The organism is Paenibacillus tepidiphilus, assembly GCF_008635795.1.
Lineage (GTDB): Bacteria > Bacillota > Bacilli > Paenibacillales > Paenibacillaceae > Paenibacillus_AQ > Paenibacillus_AQ tepidiphilus.
Map to the genome: position 1 here is coordinate 452,471 of NZ_VWRQ01000001.1, position 16,617 is coordinate 469,087.

General features: G+C 58.0%; 13 protein-coding genes. 9 read left to right on the forward strand and 4 right to left on the reverse strand.

The genetic code is table 11. The features are described from left to right. Positions 1-130: 130 nt before the first annotated feature. Positions 131-913, forward strand: a complete 783-nt coding sequence (locus F1379_RS02040; protein WP_150265766.1) for an MBL fold metallo-hydrolase — start codon at positions 131-133, stop codon at positions 911-913. Between the two features lie 79 nt (positions 914-992). Here the strand turns inward: F1379_RS02040 and F1379_RS02045 are convergent, their stop codons facing one another. Continuing rightward, on the reverse strand, positions 993-1,448 hold the full coding sequence (locus F1379_RS02045) for an S-ribosylhomocysteine lyase (protein ID WP_150265768.1): 456 nt from the start codon (positions 1,446-1,448) through the stop codon (positions 993-995). A 238-nt stretch (positions 1,449-1,686) separates the two neighbouring features. On the opposite strand from F1379_RS02045, the gene F1379_RS02050 reads away from it, so the two are divergent. After that, a complete protein-coding gene (locus F1379_RS02050) occupies positions 1,687-3,495 on the forward strand; it encodes an ABC transporter ATP-binding protein (RefSeq protein ID WP_162551056.1) in 1,809 nt (602 codons plus the stop codon). A gap of 743 nt (positions 3,496-4,238) precedes the next feature. Here the strand turns inward: F1379_RS02050 and F1379_RS02055 are convergent. Further along, entirely contained in the window at positions 4,239-5,048 is an 810-nt protein-coding gene (locus F1379_RS02055; RefSeq protein WP_150265772.1) for a Cof-type HAD-IIB family hydrolase, read from the reverse strand. A gap of 52 nt (positions 5,049-5,100) precedes the next feature. Beyond that, positions 5,101-6,009 carry a DMT family transporter gene (locus tag F1379_RS02060; protein ID WP_150265774.1) on the reverse strand — a complete coding sequence of 303 codons (909 nt, stop codon included), beginning with the start codon at positions 6,007-6,009 and terminating at the stop codon, positions 5,101-5,103. 245 nt (positions 6,010-6,254) lie between these two features. On the opposite strand from F1379_RS02060, the gene F1379_RS02065 reads away from it, so the two are divergent. Continuing rightward, positions 6,255-6,977, forward strand: coding sequence for a metal-dependent hydrolase (locus F1379_RS02065; protein ID WP_150265776.1), 723 nt, complete (start codon positions 6,255-6,257; stop codon positions 6,975-6,977). Between the two features lie 182 nt (positions 6,978-7,159). Here F1379_RS02065 and F1379_RS02070 read toward each other — a convergent pair whose 3' ends face one another. Then, complete coding sequence (locus F1379_RS02070) at positions 7,160-8,161, reverse strand: lipoate--protein ligase (RefSeq protein ID WP_150265778.1); 1,002 nt, start codon at positions 8,159-8,161, stop codon at positions 7,160-7,162. Positions 8,162-8,497: 336 nt separating this feature from the next. Between F1379_RS02070 and F1379_RS02075 the strand changes: the two genes are divergently transcribed. The 6 genes from F1379_RS02075 to F1379_RS02100 all read left to right on the forward strand — a co-directional run bounded on the left by F1379_RS02075 (position 8,498) and on the right by F1379_RS02100 (position 16,539). Then, positions 8,498-9,592: a pyridoxal phosphate-dependent aminotransferase gene (locus tag F1379_RS02075; protein WP_150265780.1), complete on the forward strand. Its 1,095-nt coding sequence runs from the start codon at positions 8,498-8,500 to the stop codon at positions 9,590-9,592. Between the two features lie 238 nt (positions 9,593-9,830). Then, entirely contained in the window at positions 9,831-10,664 is an 834-nt protein-coding gene (locus F1379_RS02080; protein ID WP_150265783.1) for an adenosylcobinamide amidohydrolase, read from the forward strand. 211 nt (positions 10,665-10,875) lie between these two features. After that, positions 10,876-11,832 (forward strand): adenosylcobinamide-phosphate synthase CbiB, encoded by a 957-nt coding sequence (cbiB, locus tag F1379_RS02085; protein WP_150265785.1) that lies wholly within the window; start codon positions 10,876-10,878, stop codon positions 11,830-11,832. Between the two features lie 200 nt (positions 11,833-12,032). Continuing rightward, the gene (locus F1379_RS02090; RefSeq protein ID WP_162551057.1) at positions 12,033-12,758 is read left to right on the forward strand and encodes a histidine phosphatase family protein; all 726 of its coding nucleotides are present in this window, start codon (positions 12,033-12,035) and stop codon (positions 12,756-12,758) included. A gap of 723 nt (positions 12,759-13,481) precedes the next feature. Beyond that, the gene (locus tag F1379_RS02095) at positions 13,482-15,278 is read left to right on the forward strand and encodes a sensor histidine kinase (protein WP_150265789.1); all 1,797 of its coding nucleotides are present in this window, start codon (positions 13,482-13,484) and stop codon (positions 15,276-15,278) included. After that, a complete protein-coding gene (locus tag F1379_RS02100; RefSeq protein WP_150265791.1) occupies positions 15,271-16,539 on the forward strand; it encodes a response regulator in 1,269 nt (422 codons plus the stop codon). The genes F1379_RS02095 and F1379_RS02100 overlap by 8 nt, the downstream gene beginning before the upstream one ends. The last annotated feature ends 78 nt before the right edge of the window (positions 16,540-16,617 follow it).

A 16,617-nucleotide genomic window follows, 5' to 3' on the forward strand; every position in this document is an offset into this window, starting at 1 on the left:
GACACGGGTACAAGCCTCGCGGGCATGCTCTTTTGCCGGAGGGGTTAAATTGCCCGGGAGGTTGTTTTATAATGGGAGGGGAGTTTAAGGGATTTGCAGCTTTGACTTATGCAAGCGGGGAGGACGGCTTATGGATACACTAGTATTCTTGGGAACCGGGGATGCCATGGGCGTTCCCCGTATTTACTGCGGGTGCGAGACCTGCAATGAAGCAAGAGCGGGCGGAATGAACGCACGGCTTCGTTCTTCTGTACTGATCGAAGGCGAGCAGGACTTTCTGGTCATTGACTGCGGGCCGGACTGGCGCCGGCAGATGGAAGCAGAGGGGCGGCGCGGGATGCGCAGGCTGCTTGTCACGCATCCGCACTTTGATCATATCGGGGGGCTGCCGGAATGGGCTGACGCCTGCCGCTGGATGGGGTACCGGGGCGAATTGTATGCGCCGGCCGAGGTAATTCCGGTGATCCAGCGGCAGTACCCGTGGCTTGGCGGCCACATTGATATGATTCCTTGCGATGACGGAATTCAGCTGGACGGGTGGCAGATTGCCGCCTGGCGGGTCAACCACGGTAAGAACGGTTATTCCTACGCCTTCCGGCTGGAGAAGAACGGGTATGTCTGGGTGTACTGTCCGGACTCGATCTCGCTGACGGACGAGGAGACCAGGCTGATGCACGGCGCGGATCTGCTGGTGCTGGGGACCAGCTTCTATTATGAATCCGCCGAACTGTCTTCGCGTTCCGTCTACGATATGACCGAAGCGGCGGAGCTGCTTGCCCGCGTTAAGCCGAAGCGGGCGGTCTACACCCATATGTCGCATGACGTGGATTTCCGCAAAGCGTATATCCTGCCGGAGCAGGTTACGCTGGGAACCGCCGGGCTCCGAATTCCGCTCGTCAAGAGTGAAGACTGAGAGCGCTAGACATTATAAAAAGGGCTGCATATTGCGATTAGTCGCATATGCAGCCCTTTTGGGCGTCTGTCAGGCTCTTCTAGCTGCGGAACGGATCATCGCTGATCCCCGCCTCCAGCGCCTGACGGGCATATTCCTTGGCACTGAACAGGGAGTGGTCCCGGTAATTGCCGCATTCCAGAGCGGATACGGCCGGAACCTCTCCGGTCTGCAGCACCTGCTGCAGCACGCGGGTGAACGCTGCTGCGACATCGGCCGGTGAATGCTCATCCCAGAGGATCAGGTAAAACCCGGTGCGGCAGCCCATCGGCGAGACATCAATAACACCCGGAAGCTCGTCGCGCAGATAGGTGGCCAGCAGATGCTCCAGCGTATGTACGGCTGCCGTCGGCAGCGCGTCCTGGTTAGGCTGCAGCAGGCGCAGATCGTACTTCTGGATGGTACTGCCCTTACCGTCCCGCTCCGTGCCGGCAATGCGGACATACGGTGCTTTTACTTTCGTGTGGTCAAGCTGGAAACTTTCAACCTTCGCCATTGTTGCGTTCTCCTTTACTGGCAAGCTTTTGCCTATGAAGCTACCATAGTCCACTGCAAAAGTAAACCATAAATCATACAAAACCACTGGGATATGCTCCAAGTAATGAGAAACGCTTGTCGAGTCCATGAATGGATCGGTCTGGAGACTGAGTGGAAGTTCCTTCCTGCGCCGCTTCTGGGCGGCGGGCGGTTTTTAATACACTGGGGGTATGAGATGTCAAAAGGAGGTTATGTCTGTGCAATCCAAAAGCACGATGTACCGGCTGGGCAAATATATGCTGGGACACAAACTGAGCTATGCGGTACTAAGCATCACCATGCTGGTGGACATTGCGCTGAATCTGGGAATTGCCTGGATGCTGGCGAGAATAACCGATGCCGCGGTTTCACTGGATGTGGGAGCGTTTCAGGGACTGATTGTTATCGGGCTGGTTTACCTGCTGCTGGTCGGACTGAACGGGTTTATCGACACCTGGCTGAAAAATAAAGTCTCCGCCAGCATCCGCTCCGAGCTGCGGCACGATATGATGAAGCATACGCTGGCACTGCCGCAGTCCTATTTTGACCGCAAGCATTCAGGCGATCTGCTCTCACGGTTCACGAATGACAATCAAGCCGTCGGGAATGCCTGCGGCGCGGTGATCATTGATCTGGTGCGCAATCCGCTGCTGGCCCTGGCATCGTTCGGTTACCTGCTCTATATTAACTGGCTGCTGGCGCTGATCTGTTTTGCCATGGGGCCGCTGCTGTTCGTAACGGGTAAAATCTTCGGCAAAGCGATGCGGGTTAACAGCGTTCGGCTGCAGGAGCAGATGAGCCGCACCACCGCCTTTCTGAATGATATTCTGGGCAGCAGTCCGGTATTCAAATCGTTCTCTATTGAAGCACGGCTGATGAAGCGTTACAAGGCGGAAAGCGATCAGGTCAATGCTCTGGAGCAGCAGCGGGGGAGGATCGAGGGGGCAACCGGCTCGTTCTCTTCGGTACTCGGCAACGGGACCTTCCTGCTGGCGCTGATTGTCGCCGGGCTCTTCGTAGCCAAGGGGCAGCTTGAGGTCGGAGCGATGATGGCTTTTATCCAGCTGATGAATTTCCTGGTCGGCCCCTTCTCAATCCTGCCGTCATTGGTAGCGTCCATGCAGCAGTCGCTGGGCGCGGCGGAGCGGATCTTCGAGGTTATGGATGCGCCGGTGGAAACACAGTGCCTGCCGGAGCCGCGCAGCAGCAGCCCTGATTTCGCGGAGCTGGTATTGTCGGAGGTCAGCTTCCGTTATCCGGATGCCGATAAGCCAAGCTTGAACGGGGTAAGCGCAGAACTGCGCAAGGGTATGCAGTTAGCGGTAGTGGGACCGAGCGGCGGCGGAAAATCGACGCTGTTCAAGCTGCTGCAGGGCTTCTATATCCAGGATTCGGGACAGATTGCGATCAACGGACAAGACAGCAGGGCAATGAGCCTGGAGGAGCTGCGGAGCTACTTCGCTTACGTGCCCCAGGAGCCGGGGCTTTATACAGGCAGTATCCGCGACAATATCGGCAACGCCAAACCGGATGCCACGGAGGCGGAGATTATTAAGGCGCTGCAAGGGGCGAATGCTTATGAGTTCGTCATGGAGCTGCCGCAGGGGATCGACACGGAGATCGGCGAGCATGGCTCCCGGCTCTCGGGCGGACAGCGCCAGCGGTTGGCCATTGCCCGGGCGATGCTGAAGGACGCGCCGATCCTGCTGCTGGACGAAGCGACGGCGGCGCTCGACAACGAATCGGAGAAGATGGTCCAGCAGGCCATCCGCAAGCTGATGAAGAACAAGACGACGCTGGTGATCGCCCACCGGCTGTCCACCGTCCAGAACGCCGATCTTATCCTGGTCCTGGAGGACGGGGAGATTGCCGAACGCGGCAAGCATGAGGAGCTGCTGGCGCTGGGCGGACGCTATTACGACCTGTATCATTCGCAGCTGGAGCCGGAAGCGGGAGGGGTTGAGGAGCAGCTGGCAAAGCCTTCATTTAATGCTGCTCCGCTATGTACGGAGCTGTCCGGGACGTAGCTAGTACCTTGACCGCATCAAATTGTAGCTGTGCACCATCTATTTGCGAGTAAGGCTGGAGACGCGCGCACCTAGATCCCTATCCCGTGAACAGGCCGACAAACAGCAAAGTCCGGCTAATTAATCCTATTGTAGGCGAAAAATCGACCATAATGGGCTACCGTGAAGGTAAATAGGGCAAACGTAGTTGAAAAATCGACCACAATGTCTTGCCGTGGAGGAAAACAGACCCATTGTAGTCAAAAAACCGACCACAATGGGCTGCAGTGAAGGTAGACAGGCCAAACGTAGTTGAAAAATCGACCATAATCCACAAACCAAGCTCACCTCACGAAAAGCAGGGCAGTACCTTAAAGTTCTCATGTTGCTCTTGTTCAGGGGTAGTGGAAAATCGCCACCTGATTTCACCTGTGCGTTAGTGTTTGCATCGCCGAATTGGCTGCATAGAAAGCCTCCAGCAAGAAGTGACTGCGTGGGAAGTGAAACGAAACCAGGCTTAGAAATCGGTGCAATGGCACTTTATAACCGGGTAAGCTAGAGGCGAATTAAAGCACTTAGACCCTGAAATTTGAATGGGTCAAGGTACTAGCCTAGCCGGCAGTCACAGACAGTCGCCCAACACATAACAGGGTGCTCCGCATTATAGCGAAGCACCCTGTTGGTATTTACTTGCGGGGTTGTTTCGGGGTTCCCGCAAAGCACTGACTCTCCCCCTTGTAAAGACACCGCTTTGTGAGGTTGCTTTAAGCTTCCTGCACCGGGTTCAGGATGAACTTGTCGATGGCGTACTTTACGCCGTCTTCGTTGTTGCTGAGCGTAACGAAGTCAGCGATTTCCTTGAGGGCGGGAATGGCATTGGCCATGGCGACGCCCAGGCCGGCGGCTTCCAGCATTTCATGGTCGTTCCAGGAATCGCCGACGGCAATCGTCTCGGACAGGTCGCAGCCGAAATGTCCGGCGAGGAATTCCAGGGCGAGGCCTTTGGTGCCTTCATGGTGCATAATCTCCAGGAAATGCGGCTTCGATTTGGTGATGTGCACGGAATCGCCGAGCAGCTCGCGCAGAACGGGAGACAGCTCGTCAAGGAAAGCAGGGTCGTCGATAATGAGCATCTTCGGTGTAGGCTGTTCTACAAGCTTCTCCCAGTCCGGCTCAATGTAGTAACGGGTCTTGTTGAGCTGGGAGTATTCGACCAGCTTCTGGTTCTCTTCGCGGGCGTATAGCTTGTCGTCAATATACGTCTGAAGGTGCAGGTTATGCTCGACACAATATTGGAACAGCTTACGGACGGCCTCCTGCGGAACATAGCGCTCGTAGAGCACCTTCTCGTCCATCAGGTTCTTGACCAGAGCGCCCTGGTACGTGATGATCGGCACGTTCAGGCCGGTCTGGCGGGCGATCGCCTGGGCGGAGGCATAAGCGCGTCCGGTGGCAAGCGTAACGACCACACCGGCGGCTACCGCTTGCTCCAGTGCCGTCTGTGTGGCAGGGGTTACTTCCTTGTCGTCGTTAATGAGGGTGTCGTCGATGTCAATGGCAATCAATTTGTACATGTGTGTTCTCTCCTTTGGTATCTCTATACTATTTCTGGCAGGGCGGGTTCTCCTATCCTGAGGGCTTACGGGCCGGCTCAGGGGTAAGCTCCGCCGTCAGCATGGCTGCGAGAATGAACAGGCAGCCCAGCACAGCGGACAGGCCAAGCGTCTCGCCGCCGAAGATCAGTCCGGTCACGGCTGCGAATACCGGCTCCATGGAATAAATAATGGCGACCCGCGAAGGGGTCGTATACTTCTGGCAGGCAGTCTGAATCCAGAAGGCGAACGCGCTGGTGGGGCCGATAGACACGAGCAGCGCCCATAGCACCTCCGGACGGGCCAGCTCTGCGCCGCTGCCGCCCAGCACAGCGGGGCCATCCACCAGCAGCGAGGCGGCGGTGCTCAGCAGCCCGACGCAGGCGAGCTGCAGGGTGGCCAGCGGCAGGGCCGGGTAGCGCGGCGCGTACACGCCGGTATATGCGACCTGCAGCGCAAAAGCGACGGCACACAGCAGAACCAGGCCGTCGCCCAGGTTCAGCGACAGCGAGGAGCCGGTGAACGTCAGCAGATACAAGCCCGCTACGGCGAGTCCGGCACTGAACCAGGTGAACCGGGAGATGGGCGATTTCAGCAGCGCCAGCGACAGGAACGGGACGAGCACCACCGACAGGCCGGTGATAAAGCCTGTGTTGGAGGTGGTTGTATAGAGCAGTCCCACCGTCTGCAAGCCGTAGCCCATAAACAGAAAAAGGCCCAGCAGCAGCGCATGGCCCACCATGCGCCAGCTGAGCTGCTGCCAATCCCGGCGGTAAAATACGGCGGTAATCAGCGCCAGCAGCAGTGCGGCTCCGGTAAAGCGGATGCTGTTGAACGCGAGCGGCGGCAGGACGCGTACGGCGTTCTGTACAATCAGAAACGTGCAGCCCCACATCATCGCCACCAGCAGCAGACTGAGATCGGCGATTCGGGAGCGGTTCAAGCGCGTGTCTCCTTTCTTGCTGTACCTTCAGCTTCAAGTTGTCCAAATTGTATCCTAAAACCAGAGGGACGACAAGCCGTAAACATGTAAAAAGCCCGGCTGCACAGGCGCTGCCGCTATTTCTGCAGGGAAGGCTGGACAAAACGGTCCAGCCTTGGTATACTTCGAAAACCGAACATTTGCTCTTATTTCACTGTCCCGCGAAATGGATATCCCTGTTACAGCTAGAAAGGAGCAATACTATCATGATGGGCAAATCCCATTTCATTATCGGCACCGGGGTTACCCTCTCTGCTATGCGCCTTCTGGGCTACGAGATTACGATTCCGGCAGCGGCGGTGGCCGCACTCAGCTCGCTGCTGCCGGATATCGACGAGCCAAATTCGCTGCTGGTGCGCAAAGCGCTTCCGGAGCCGCTGCTGCGGCTGCTGCAGGTGGCCCTGATTGCTGGAGCCATCTACCTGTACCTGGCCGAAATCGCGGCACCGCCCTGGAATCTGGTGCTGGCGCTGCTGGTCGGCAGCGTATCCTTCCTGCCGGGCAGACGGCTGCGCCATCTGGTGATGCTGCTGATTGCCGTTGGGCTGTTGGCGTTCGCTGAAGTGTATGCCCCATGGAATGCGATTGCCGCCTGCATTCTGGTGATTGCCACCGTTGTGCCCCACCGGGGTCTGACGCATACCCTGTATGCGCTTGGCGGCTGGACCGCCCTGCTCTACTTCGCTTCCTCCGGCCTGGCGGACGGCGGCAGTCTGTGGATCGCCGGCGGAATGGCCTACGCCCTGCATTTGGCGGCGGATATCATGACCCGGCGCGGGATTACGCCGCTGCCGCCGCTGCCGCTGAAGCTGCGGCTGAAGCTGATGAGCACCGGCACGAAGAAGGGCGACAGGGTGGAGAAGGTATTCGTTGTCCTGGCACTTGCGTTCGCCCTGTATACTTTTGTGCTGCTTCCCTTTAGCGGGTAAGCAGGCACTCCAAAGAGCCTCACTCCCGCTTGGCGCCGGTTGCGCCGGGGCGGGGTGGGGCTCTTTTTTGCTCAGGGGCGGATTATGTCCGGTAATGGATTGGCGTACGGCAGTGGCCGAAACACAGGGGTTGTCTCCGCTGAAGATTACCGGAGAATTTCCCGTTAGGGACAGCTTGTCCGTTATTCCTCCAGGAAAATCAGACCGATGAAGTCTTCCGGCTCAATCCGCCCGAAGTAATGCTGCAGCTCAAGATCCGCCAGCGCCAGCCGCACTTCCGTCTGTTCGTAACGCTTGCCGCGCAGCGCGTTCTCCACATCGGCCACATCGCCGACGCCGAAGAAGTCGCCGTAGATTTTGATATCCTTGATATAAGAGTCCTCAATGTCCATCCGGATGTCTACCAGACCAGCCGGGAACTTGCGCGTATGCTTGACGTTGCTCTTCGGCGAAAGCCCGTAATTCCAGTCCCAGTTCTGATAGTGCTCTTTGGAAATCTGGTTGATGCGGACCCAGTCGTCCATCGTCAGCTTGTACTGCGGCACTTCTGCCGGCTCCATGCCGAAGATCGAACGCAGCAGGCCTTCACGGAATTCCTCGATAGTCATGTCGGTGCCGAGCAGTTCCTTGATGTTGGCGACGCGGCTGCGTACGGATTTGGTGCTTTTGGATTTGAATTTCTCCGGATTGACGTTCAGCGACGCGCTGACATCGTCCAGGTTCAGGTCGAACATCAGGGTGCCGTGGCTGAACATGCGTCCGCGCGTGGAGAACTGGGCGTTGCCGGAGATTTTTTTCTCGCCTACCTGAAGGTCATTGCGTCCGCTCAGCTCGGCTTCAACACCCATGGAACGCAGATAGTCGATGACCGGCTGGGTGAACTTCAGAAAATTATGAAACGACTGTCCGTCATCCTTGGTAATGAAGCTGAAGTTAAGATTACCGAGATCGTGATAGACAGCTCCGCCCCCCGAAAGACGGCGCACGACCTGAATGTTGTGCTCTTTGACATATTCCTGGTTGATTTCTTCAATGGTGTTCTGATGCTTGCCGATGATGATCGACGGGCTGTTGATATAAAAGAGCAGGTAGCTTTCGTCCATCGGCAGATTTTTCAGGGCAAATTCCTCAATGGCCAGGTTGATGGATGCGTCTGTAATTCCGGTGTTATCAATGAACAGCATGTCGAATTCCTCCGCCTAAACATGATTAACTGCTGCATTTATTGTAAACGAAAAGCGCTGTTCGCACAAAGCCGATGGTTGGTGAATTAGCTTGATGCAGAAATTAGCTAGGGAGAGGCAAGAGAAGGGAGAGCAGGCAGAGGGAAGGGGAGGGGGAGGGAAGCCAGAACGATGAGGGTAGTGTTAGGCGGGCTGCGGCTATGTCACCGGACAGATAGCCTGTGCTGATGAATATCTGCGTGTTCTATATGAAGACAAGCATTGACGGGGGTCCGCGACAGCGGCAATAATTGGAGGAATGGAAGATCAAGGCTGGTATTCACTGGAGGTTGTCTCATGCTGGAAAAATACGGCCACGGCGGCGATTTGCTGACGGCGGCAGAATTATATGGTGAGGGCTCTGGCGTGTTCCTGGACTTCAGCGCCAACATTAATCCGCTCGGCCCGCCCCCGGGGCTGCTGGAGCAGCTTGCGGAAGCGCTGCCGTCCATCACGGCCTACCCCGATCCGGGCCACCGCCGGTTCAAGGCACTGCTGGCCGAGAGTATTGGAGTAGAAGCGGCAGTGCTTACCGCTGCGAACGGCGCGGCGGAATCGATGGCGCTGCTGCTGCTGGCGCTAGCCCCGCGCCGCGTGGGTATCGTCGAGCCCTGCTTCTCCGAGTACAGAACCCTGTCCGAGCAGTTCGGCGCAGAGGTGCTTGCTGTGCGGGGAAAGCCGGAGCTGCATTACCGGGCGCCGGTGGAGGCGATTGCCGCGCTGCTCCCGCAGGTGGAGCTGCTGCTGCTCGGCCAGCCGAACAACCCGAACGGCGTCCAGTATGACCTGGACGAGCTGCGGTTCCTGGCGCGCGAAGCGGAGCGCTGCGGGACGGTGCTGGCGGTCGATGAAGCGTTCATCGACTTCATCCCGGAGGCGCAGCGGCAATCGCTGCTGCCGGAGCTGGCCGCTTACCGTCATACGGTGCTGGTGCGCTCGATGACGAAGTTCTATGCCATCCCCGGGCTGCGCCTGGGGTTCACGCTGGCGCACCCGGAGCTGGCCGCAGCCATGACCGGCAAGCAGGTGAGCTGGAGCGTCAACGGCCTGGCGCTGCTGGCCGGGGAAGCCTGCCTGCGCAGCGGGCGCGATTACGAGGAGCGTACGCGCGCGCTGATCGCGGAAGAGCGCGGGCGGCTGCGGCAAGGGCTGATGGCGCTTCGCTGCGCCGTGCCGCCGGCGGAGGCCAACTTCCTGCTGGCCGAGCTGCCCGCGCCGTGGAGCGCAGCGGAGGTGCAGGCGCGGCTCGGCGCCCGCGGCATCCTGGTGCGCAGCTGCGCGATGTACCCCGGCCTTACGGCTGGCCATATCCGCGTCGCGGTTAAGGGCCGCGACGACAACGCTCGTCTGCTGCAGGAGCTGGGGGATGTGCTGGGAGCGCCGGTGGAGTAGCAGGCGGGAGGGAAGTTCAAGGCGCGGATCGTTGATCACGCCGGCCGGACTGGCATATGGATTAACCACACACGGACTGTATAACACATGGATGGGGCTAAAATCAAAATAAGGTCCTCTACTGAGTCCGCTAGAGCTGGCGCAGAGAGACTTCAGATTGTCGGAGCACACTTAATATAGAGACACTCCTGGTGGTATGCAGTACATCGAGTTCAGTAATTAAAGGCGGGGAGAAGCGATGGAAGAAGTGAAAATCCCTTTTGCTACTGCAAAAGGCGGGGTGTACCACTCCTTTGTCTGGTCCGGGTTAACGCTGAAGTATAAGCAGGACCATCTGCTGCTGGAGCTACCGGCAGAGGCCGATGCCATTTCCAGCGCTGTGTACGGAGGCGGAATGGGCCGGCTTAAACGGGCTGTAAATCTGTATGTCCGCAAGGATTATGATTGCAGCGATCCTGTACGCGATATGGAGAACAGGCTGCGTGAATGGGGGTATGGCACAGAAGGCTGTGCCGGGCTGATGACGGCGGTGCCGCTGCATCATGCCGCGCTCGCCGAGGAAGATACCGGCTCGGCGGGTGTTTTTTGCTGCGTGACTGCTGCTGCGGGGAACGCCGCCCGTGCGGGTGTGGAGCGGCCGGTGCTGGCCGCTTACCGGCCGGGCACCATTAATATTATGCTCGGCATCGACGGCTGGCTTACCCCTGCGGCTATGGTGAACGCCGTGATGACGGCGACAGAGGCCAAGGCTGCGGCGCTGGCCGATCTCGGCATCACCGACAGCGAGACCGGCTTGACCGCTACCGGCACCACGACAGATGCCATCGTGCTGGCAGTCAGCCAGAGCCGGCGTTATCATGCGGAGCATACTTATGCCGGGACAGCTACCGATCTGGGCGGAGCCATCGGGCGGCTGGTGTACGGTGCTGTGACGGGAAGCTTGAATTCGGTGATCCGTGCAGAAGCGCAGATAGTGCAGCGGGCCCGGCCCGGCCAACCGGACATTGAAACGGAAAGCGAAGGCTTGCCACAGGCAGTTGGGCCGGAGCGGCGAGGCCAGAACGGGCAATGAGCGAAGCTATTGTAATACTCTGGTACAGATGCGAGTCCCGGCAGTCGCATAAGTATGAGGATGTTCAGCAGCCAGAAGAGTCCCGGGAATTCGGGAGTCAGCGGAAGCTGGATGGAGCAAGGATTTCAGGAACGCTGCCGGACCATCCTGGCTGCTCGATGGGTCTATACAAGCGGATCGCTCATCAGCGACAGGTGGGGGTGATGCGGCGATGACGGCTGTAATCCTGTTAACCGCTTATGTGCTGGATCTGATCTTTGGCGACCCGCGCAGTCTTCCCCATCCCGTCGTCTACATGGGCAAGGCGATTACCGCTTTGGAGCGGCTAATCCGCCGCTTCTGCACCCGGCCGAACGCACTGAAGTGGGCTGGCATACTGCTGCCGCTGCTGGTCGCCGGCGGTTCCTGGGCACTGACAGTGCTGCTGCTTTGGCTGCTTGCGTTAATTGCTCCTTGGCTGGCCTGGGCGGCTGAGGCCTGGCTGATCTCCACGACAATCGCAGCTAAAGGCTTGAAGGAGGCCGGGTTTGCCGTCTATACGGAGCTGCGGCGGGGTGATCTGCCGGCGGCCCGCAAGGCGCTCGGCATGATTGTCGGCCGCGACACGGCCGGGCTGGATGCGCCGGAGATCGTCCGCGGCACCGTCGAGACGGTGGCCGAGAACATCGTCGATGCCATTATCTCGCCGTTGTTCTTCGCGCTGCTGGGCGGAGCACCGCTGGCTATGGCTTACCGTGCAGTCAATACACTGGACTCCATGGTCGGCTACAAGAACGACAAATACCGCGACCTCGGCTGGGCTTCCGCCCGGCTCGACGATGTTGCCAACTACATACCCGCGCGTATAACAGCGCTGCTGCTTACACTATGCGCCAGGCTGCTGCGGCTGGATTGGCGGAGATGCTGGCGCACCGTACGACGGGACGCCCGGCTCCATCCCAGCCCCAACAGCGGCTTCCCGGAATCAGCCGTTGCTGGCGCGCTTGGCATCCGCCTCGGCGGATACAACGTCTACCACGGAGTGGCTTCGTTCCGGGCTTATATGGGCGATCCGCTCCGGATGCATGAACCGGACGACATAATGACCACATCCCGGCTGATGCTGCTCTCATCCGCGATATTTGCCTGCCTGTGCGCTGCGGCGGCCTGGCTGTGGTGGGGAGCGTGAGCAGGAAGATGCATCTGCAAGGAATCAATTGCACATCCGGGGAAGCAGCCGGGTCAGATCCGGAAACAGCCGCTGCTAAAGCGTGCCCTGGGGCACAGGCAACTCCTAAATTGCCCGCTATATCTGGAATGCCCGAAGCTTTAGGAGTGTCTGAAACTCCTAAGATGCCTGCAACCTCTGGAATGCCTGAAGCTTCAGGAGTGTCTGAAACTCCTAAACTGCCCGATTTCTCTATAGTGCCCGCCAACTCTGTAACGCCGGGGAGCTCTATCATTGAGATAGAGCTCGTACTCGTCCGGCATGGGCATACAAGTTGGAATCTGGAGCGCCGCTATCTGGGCAGCACCGATCTGCCGCTGCTTCCGGAGGCAACACAGGCTCTGGCTGCATTACGTGAGCACGGCGCACTGCAAGGGGAATTCTGGCGGGTATATTGCAGCGATTTGCGCCGCTGCCGGGAGACACTGGCCTTGCTTACGGATAAAGCTGATGCGGTAGCCACATATGACCCGCGGCTGCGAGAAATGGATTTTGGTGCCTGGGAAGGCTGCGATTACGGGCAGCTCCAGAATAACGAGCTATACCGGGCATGGATTGATGATCCGCAGGCTGTTGCACCGCCGGGAGGGGAGTCTTGGATAAGCTTCACGGGAAGGCTCGAAGATTGGCTGGAGGAGATCAAATTGGCGGCGATGGAACTCCGGGCGGCTCAAGCGTGCAGCAACAACCCGCCACAGCCGCATGAGCCGCAGCGACTGAGAGTGCTTGCGGTGACGCACGGCGGAGTGATCCGCCACATTCTGGCGGCTGCTGCAGAGGCGGGAGACTTCCGCGCCGCTATTGCGCCCCCGCCGGGAACGCCGGTGACTGTTATCCTGTCCGGCCAGGAGGGGACCTGGGAATGGGGGCTGCCGGGCGCCGGGTAGCCGCATGCTCCTATCCATCGGAGGCTCCAAGTTACTGCGATTATGGTTGCCTTTAAGTGAGGTTATATAGTTACGCTCAGCGAAGTTAAGATTTCTGGCCGCTGCCGGGCGCTATACTTCTGGATGATACCGCTAATTGCGATAGGAACCGCTGACAGCCGACTCTATATAGTTATGATGGACAACGGCAGCCCTAGTTCGCACACTGTAGTTGGAAAATCGCCACCTAATTTCACCAATCTGGAGATTATAACCAATCTAATTGGAAAATCGCCACTTAAAGTGGATGAAAATCACCGATTATGCCAATAAGGTCCTAATTAAGTGGCGATAATCCAACAAGACTGCAAAAATCCACAAAAACATGAATATTAGTTTGCGAAAATCGATCTATTTGTATTGGAGTAGTAGATTCTGATTCAGGTTACCGGAGCGCTCTTTCGCGGAGGCGCTTCTTTTTGCTGCACCCAGCTTTGCTGCACACGCACTGCTGTACACATCTCTGCTGCACCTCGGCGGATCGTTTCACCCTTATATCTGCTGCGCACATATCAAATAAACGCAGAGGCTTCGCATCCTGATTATCATCCCGGCTTTCCGTAATAAGTTTTGTTTCTATTTGTCGAATTGTGTGCTAGACTCAGAATTTATTAAAGCCCTTACATATCTCGCCGGTGTCCTATAAGGAGGCTGTGCGGGCGAATTACGGGAGAGGAAGAGGCCATGAAACGTTACTTGCTGGATAAGCCCATCCAGACCAAGCTGCTGATTACTTTTTTGCCGGTTATGATTCTGTCCATCATTGCAACCGGGGGATTCTCCTACTGGTCAGCAAGCGATCAGCTACGCAAGAACTCGCTGTATTCACTCGCGGATACAACGTATCAGACGGCTTTGTTTCTGGATGACAAATTTCTGACGATCTTTGAGCAGCTCGTTAATCTGGAGGATACCACGTCCCTGCGCAATCTGCTGTCCGTGAACGACCAGGGGGATACTCCGCAGAAATTCAACGACATTATTGAGCTGCATAATCGTCTTGAAAGCGTTTACCACTCCTATAATGCCATGGTGGATTCGATATATGTGGCGTTTAACAACGGCCGCTCCTTCAATCTTCAGCAGGAATACGTGCCCCGAAGCGTGTCGATAGACCTTCCTGCCTGGCAGCAGCGGTATAACACTTCGGACAAAGGCTACTATTGGCTGAACAGCCATAAGGACGCCATCTTCGATACGGTGGAGGACCGCAAGGTCCTTAGCAGCTTCAAAATGATCGGCACGCCCACCTCCTCCTCCAGCGGCATCGTGCTGATCAATTTGCGCGAAAGCTATTTTCTGGAGATTATGCAAAATGTGCAGATCAGCCCGAACGGCGCACTGGCGCTGATCAGTCCGGACGGCGAGCTGTTCTCCAAAGCGCTGAAAGAGGACTACGAGGTCAAGCCCGGCACGATTATGGAATTGCGGCGGCGTGCCGGAGAGAGCGGAAGCCTTACGGTGGACAGTGCAGCGGGCCGGAAAATAGACATCGCCTACCAGACGCTGCCGCTGAACGGCTGGGTGCTGGCCGCCATCGTGCCGGAGGAGGATATTCTGGAAGGCGCGGAGCGCATCCAGTGGATCGTACTGGCCGTTACGCTGGCGATCCTTGTGCTGGTTGCGGGAGCGGCGACGCTGGCAGCGCGCAATCTCAGCAACCCGATCCGCTACTTGTCCAAGCAGGTCAAGCGCTTCGAGCGCGGCGATTTCAGCGTCAGCTTCGAGATTGACCAGCGCAATGAAATCGGGGTGCTTGCGACCGGCCTGACCCGGCTGGCCGATTCGGTAGAGCAGCTGCTGAGCGAGGTGCGCGAGGAGCAGGAACAGAAGCGCAGGGCGGAGATGCGGGCGCTGCAGGCGCAGATCCAGCCGCATTTTCTGTACAATACGCTGGGTTCCATCAAACACTTGATTGATCTGGAGGAGCGGGAACGCGCCTCACTGATGGTCGGAGCGCTGACCCGGTACTTCCGCATCGGGATCAGCAAGGGCCGCGAGCTGATCACCGTTGCGGAAGAGATCGAGCATGTGCGCAGCTATCTGCTGATTCTGAATATCCGGTACAACGAGGATTTCGACTATACCATTGATGTGGACGAAGAGCTGCTCAAGCTGCACATTCCGAAGCTGACGCTGCAGCCGCTGGTGGAGAATGCCGTCTACCACGGCATCAAGAACAAGCGCGGCAAAGGAATCGTCACCATCACAGGAAGATTGGACGGTGACACCGCTGTGCTGGAGATTTACGACAACGGACAGGGCATCGTGCCGGAGCGGCTCAAGCTGCTGTGGGAGTCACTGCAGGCGGACAGCGCAGGTGACGAAGCGCTGACCTTTGGGCTGTGGAACGCCCACCGGCGGCTGGCGCTGCAATTCGGGGCGGCTTACGGGCTGAGCCTCGAAAGCGAGGAGATGAAATATACCCGGGTAACCGTGCAGCTGCCCCGGGCGCAGAAGGAGGAGGAGCATCATGATTAAACTGCTGATTGTGGACGACGATATGTGGATCCGGGAAGGGCTCAAGCGAAATATCCGCTGGGAGCAGGCCGGCATCGAGGTTGCCGGCACGGCCGCCGACGGGGAGGAGGCGCTTGCCCTGATGCAGGAGCTGCGGCCCGAGCTTGTATTGACGGACATCCAGATGCCTTTCATGGACGGGCTCCAGCTGGCAGAACGGATCAACGGGGACTATCCCGGAACGAAGGTAGTATTCCTGACCGGATACGACGACTTCTCATATGCCAAGCAGGCGCTGCGCCTGCAGGCGGCCGATTATATTCTGAAATACGAGGACAACGACGTCATTCTGAATGCAGCTGTAGCTGCCGCCGGCACCTTGCTGACGGAAAGGCGGGAAGCGGAGAAAGCCCGCAGGAGCGAGGCACTGGTCCGGAACAAGTTCTTCGCGGAGCTGCTGGAGGGCTGCGCGAATCCGGAGTGGGCACGGCGCGAGCTGGCGAACCTCGGCATCGAAGCGCCGGAGGCCTGCTTTCAGGTGGCGGTGATCCAGCCGGAGGATAACCGCCGGTTTGCCCGCCCCGGTGAAGGGGGCAATGCGGAGCTGCTGCTGTTCTCGGTTCATAATATTTGCTCCGAGCTAATGTCGCCGGATTATCCTTACCGCTACCCGGCAATTTATAACAACCGGGTCAATCTGCTCTTTAATGTGCCGGAAGCGGAAGAACAGGAAGGTGCCGCAGACAGGCTGAACGCCCATCTGGAGGAGCTCCGCCGGACGCTGGAGATCTGCCTGAAAATCCAGGTCAGCATCGGCCTCGGCAGCCGCCGCGAAGGGATCGAACGCATCGCGCTTTCGTACGGCGAGGCGCTGACCGCCGCGCAGATGAAGCCGATTCTCGGCGGGGCCGGGGTATTCGTCAGCGGGGAGATCCGCCATTCGCAGAGCTCGCATCACTCGCTGCTGAAGGAGATGGAGCAGTATATCCGGCTGCATTTTGCCGAGGAAGAGCTGAACCTGACCGCCATTGCCGCCCATGTGCATATATCGCCGGCTTACGCCAGCACGCTGTTCAAGAAATATAAAGGCATGAACTTCAGCGAATATCTGGTTCAGCTGCGCATGGACAAGGCCGCCGAGCTGCTGTCCGCCACAGATGCCAAGTCCTACGAGGTGTCGGAGCAGGTAGGCTACCGCAACCCCCAGTACTTCAGTGTCCTCTTTAAGAAGCATTTCGGCAAGTCGCCGTCGGAGTACCGCAGGGACAGGCAGCAGGGCTAAGAAAACAAACCTGTTAAAGAAAACAAACAATCTTTAAAAGATCCTTTATTCAGCGCCTTCACGCCTTGGATTAAGATA